The organism is Ideonella azotifigens, from assembly GCF_006519715.1.
GTDB lineage: Bacteria > Pseudomonadota > Gammaproteobacteria > Burkholderiales > Burkholderiaceae_C > Ideonella > Ideonella azotifigens.
On the sequence record NZ_VIDT01000598.1, the window covers coordinates 1 to 3,425 of the forward strand.

Below are 3,425 nucleotides of genomic sequence, written 5' to 3' on the forward strand. Positions count from 1 at the left end.
CGCGCCAGCAGCCAGCCGCCGTAGCTCAGGCCCCCGTGGCTGACGAGCCGTTCGCCCACGCGGTGCGCCGGCAGCAGTGCCAGCAGCGTCTCGCCCTGCCAGGCCAGCAGCGAGTGTTCGTCGAAACGCTCGGCGTGGTACTCCATGTAGCCGCGGTCGAACAGGAAGCTCTGTGTCGGGCTGGCGGCCACGGTGGCATTCCAGCGCGCGGCGTCGGCCGCGGTGTAGCGCTGGAAACGAATGGCAGGCGGTGTGAGGTCTTGCGGGGCAGGCACGGTGGCATTGTCGCGTCGGCCACCGGTTTCTGGCGACAATCGCGGTCTGACGCGGGGCGGCGCCGGCTGGGCGCACTCGCAGCATGCAACGGGAGATTCCATGATTCTTGTGACCGGCGGCGCCGGCTTCATCGGCAGCAATTTCGTCCTCACCTGGCTGGCACAAAGCCAGGAGCCAGTGCTCAACCTGGACGCGCTGACCTACGCCGGCAACCTGGCCAACCTGGCCTCGCTGCAAGGCGATGCGCGCCACACCTTTGTGCAGGGCGACATCTGCGACCGTGCCTTGATGGACCAGCTGCTGGCCTCGCACCGGCCGCGGGCCATCGTGCATTTCGCCGCGGAGAGCCATGTGGACCGCTCCATCCACGGCCCCGGCGCGTTCATGAAGACCAATGTTGACGGCACCTTCACGCTGCTGGAAGCCGCGCGTGCCCACTGGAGCAGCCTGCAGGGCGACGAGAAGGCGGCTTTCCGTTTCCACCACGTCAGCACCGACGAGGTCTACGGTTCCCTCAAGCCCAGCGACCCGCCGTTTGCCGAGACGAACGCCTACGAGCCCAACAGCCCGTACTCGGCCAGCAAGGCCGCCAGCGACCACCTGGTGCGCGCCTGGCACCACACCTACGGCCTGCCGGTGGTCACGACCAACTGCTCGAACAACTACGGCCCCTATCACTTCCCCGAGAAGCTGATCCCGCTGATGATCGTCAACGCACTGGCCGGCAAGCCGCTGCCCGTCTATGGCGACGGCCAGCAGATCCGCGACTGGCTGTACGTCGAAGACCACTGCTCGGGCATCCGCGCGGTGCTGGCCGGCGGCAGGCTGGGTGAGACCTACAACATTGGCGGATGGAACGAGAAGGCCAACCTCGACATCGTGAAGACCGTCTGCGCGCTGCTCGACGAGCTGCGTCCCGACCCGGCCGGCCCCTACAGCCGCCTGATCACCTACGTCACCGACCGCCCCGGCCACGACCGCCGCTACGCCATCGACGCCCGCAAGATCGAACGTGAACTCGGCTGGCGACCGGCCGAAACCTTCGACACCGGCATTCGCAAGACGGTGCAGTGGTACCTGGATCACCCCGAATGGGTGGCGCAGGTGCAAAGTGGCAGCTACCGCGACTGGCTGGCGACCAACTACACCGGACGCAGCGAATGAACCGCATCTTGCTGCTGGGGCCGAACGGCCAGGTTGGCTGGGAGCTGCAACGCGCTTTGGCGCCATTGGGCGAACTGCACCTGCGCGACCGCCATCAAGGCGGCGACCTTGCAGATGCCGATGCCTTGGCTGCCACGGTGCGTGAACTCAGGCCCGACGTGATCGTCAATGCCGCCGCACACACTGCCGTCGACAAGGCCGAGAGCGAACCCGCGCTGGCCAGTCGGCTGAATGCCCAGGCGCCGGCCCAGCTGGCCGAGCTGGCGCTAGCGCTGGGCGCCACACTGGTCCACTACAGCACCGATTACGTCTTCGACGGCAGCGGCGACCAGCCGCGGGACGAAACCTCGGCGACCGGTCCGCTCAGCGTCTACGGCGCCACCAAGCTGGCCGGCGAACAGGCCATCCAGGCCAGCGGCTGCCGCCACCTGATCTTCCGCACCAGCTGGGTCTACGCCGCGCGCGGCGGCAACTTCGCCAAGACCATGCTGCGGCTGGCTGCCGAGCGCGATCAGCTGAAGGTGGTGGCTGATCAGGTTGGCGCGCCAACCGGTGCCGAGCTGCTGGCCGACATCAGCGCCCATGCCTTGCGCCGGCTGGCACACCAGCCCGATCTGCCCGGCCTGTACCACCTGTGCGCCAGCGGCGAAACCAGCTGGCATGGCTATGCCGCGCACGTCATCGAATGGGCGCGACGGCATGGCAAGGCGATCCGTGTCGCGCCGGACCAAGTGCTGGCCATCCCCACCCAGGAATTTCCGTTGCCCGCGCCCCGTCCGCTGAACTCGCGGCTGGACACCACCAAGCTGCAAACCGCCTTCGGCCTGCGCCTGCCGCGCTGGCAGGTGGGCGTGGATCGCATGCTGGCCGAGATCCTGGCGTGAGCGAGCGCAAGGTGGCGCCGTGGCTGTTCGTGCACGTGCCGAAGACGGCCGGCACCAGTCTGACCCAGGCGGCGCTGCAGGCCTTTGGTGAAGACGGTTGCGAGTTCGACTATGGCGTCGGCAACCCGCACACCACCGCGCGTGTGGCCGAGCTGTCGCACCAGGCCAATGACCTGTTCCGTCTGCGCGAGCGGCTGCAGCAGGACCAGGTGGCGATGCTGGCTGGCCATGTGCCGCTGCCGCGTTATGCACCGCTGTTCCCGGCCACGCGCATCGTCAGCTTCCTGCGCGAGCCGCTGGCGCAGCTGCTGTCGCACCATGCGCACATCAACCGCGAGCAGACGCCGCGGCCCTTCGAGGAATTCATGCGCCGGCCGCAAGGTGCGGGCCTGCAGGCTCGCATGTTGACCAACGTGCCGCTGGAGGCGCTGGGCGTGATCGGCATCACCGAGCGCTACGACGACAGCCTGCGGGTGCTCAACGCCAGCCTGGGGTTGGACCTGCAGCCGCAGCAGCTGAACCAGAACCCGCAGCGCGAAAGCGTCACGCAGCCGCTCTACGAACTCCCGCCTGGCCAGGCTGCGCAGGTGGACGCGCTGTTGCGCGATGAGCGCCAGCTCTACGCACGCGCCAACCGCCTGCTGGACAGCCGGCTTGCAATCCTGGATGCCGGCCAGCCCTTTGCCAACGGCGCTGTCAGCGAATGCTCGGCGCAGCAGGTGTCCGGCTTCGCGTTTTGGGCCGAACAAACGCGGCCGGTGGCGCTTGAGCTGCAGCGCAACAGCCAACCGGTGGTGAACCTGCTGGCCACGCAACACCTGGCCCGGCTGCGCCTGCTGAATGCGCCGCGAGAAGGCTGTGTCGGCTTCGAGCACCGGTTCGCCAAGCCGCTGCAGCCGGGCGACAGCGTGCGCGTTGCAGTGGCCGAAACCGGTCAGCTGCTGGGCGAATGGCGCATGCCGGAGGTCTGAATCATGACACTGGAAGACCTGCTGGCACGCATCCAGGCCAGCGAACCCGAGGCGTTGGCCGGGCTGCCAGCGGGCACGGCGCAGCGGCTGGTGCGCGCCGCGCTGCGTGAGTTGCGGGAAGGCTTGCTTG

Annotated in this window: 3 protein-coding genes and 1 pseudogene; 3 read left to right on the forward strand and 1 reads right to left on the reverse strand. The window is 68.2% G+C overall.

What is annotated here, in order from left to right; genetic code table 11:
* Positions 1 to 275: pseudogene (locus FKP22_RS24720) on the reverse strand (hypothetical protein); the annotation flags it as partial.
* A 100-nt stretch (positions 276 to 375) separates the two neighbouring features.
* Here FKP22_RS24720 and rfbB point away from each other — a divergent pair.
* Genes rfbB through FKP22_RS24735 form a run of 3 tightly spaced genes read left to right on the forward strand, consistent with a single transcriptional unit; the run spans position 376 to position 3,295 of the window.
* The gene (gene rfbB / locus FKP22_RS24725; RefSeq protein WP_141290311.1) at positions 376 to 1,440 is read left to right on the forward strand and encodes a dTDP-glucose 4,6-dehydratase; all 1,065 of its coding nucleotides are present in this window, start codon (positions 376 to 378) and stop codon (positions 1,438 to 1,440) included.
* Entirely contained in the window at positions 1,437 to 2,324 is an 888-nt protein-coding gene (rfbD, locus tag FKP22_RS24730; RefSeq protein ID WP_141290312.1) for a dTDP-4-dehydrorhamnose reductase, read from the forward strand. Before rfbB ends, rfbD begins: the two co-directional genes overlap by 4 nt.
* Positions 2,321 to 3,295 (forward strand): hypothetical protein, encoded by a 975-nt coding sequence (locus tag FKP22_RS24735; RefSeq protein ID WP_141290313.1) that lies wholly within the window; start codon positions 2,321 to 2,323, stop codon positions 3,293 to 3,295. Before rfbD ends, FKP22_RS24735 begins: the two co-directional genes overlap by 4 nt.
* Positions 3,296 to 3,425 lie beyond the last annotated feature (130 nt).

Excerpts from the sequence above, each read along its gene's own strand:
- rfbD (WP_141290312.1), top strand. The coding sequence starts at position 1,437 with ATGAACCGCATCTTGCTGCTGGGGCCGAACGGCCAGGTTGGCTGGGAG.
- rfbB (WP_141290311.1), top strand. The coding sequence starts at position 376 with ATGATTCTTGTGACCGGCGGCGCCGGCTTCATCGGCAGCAATTTCGTC.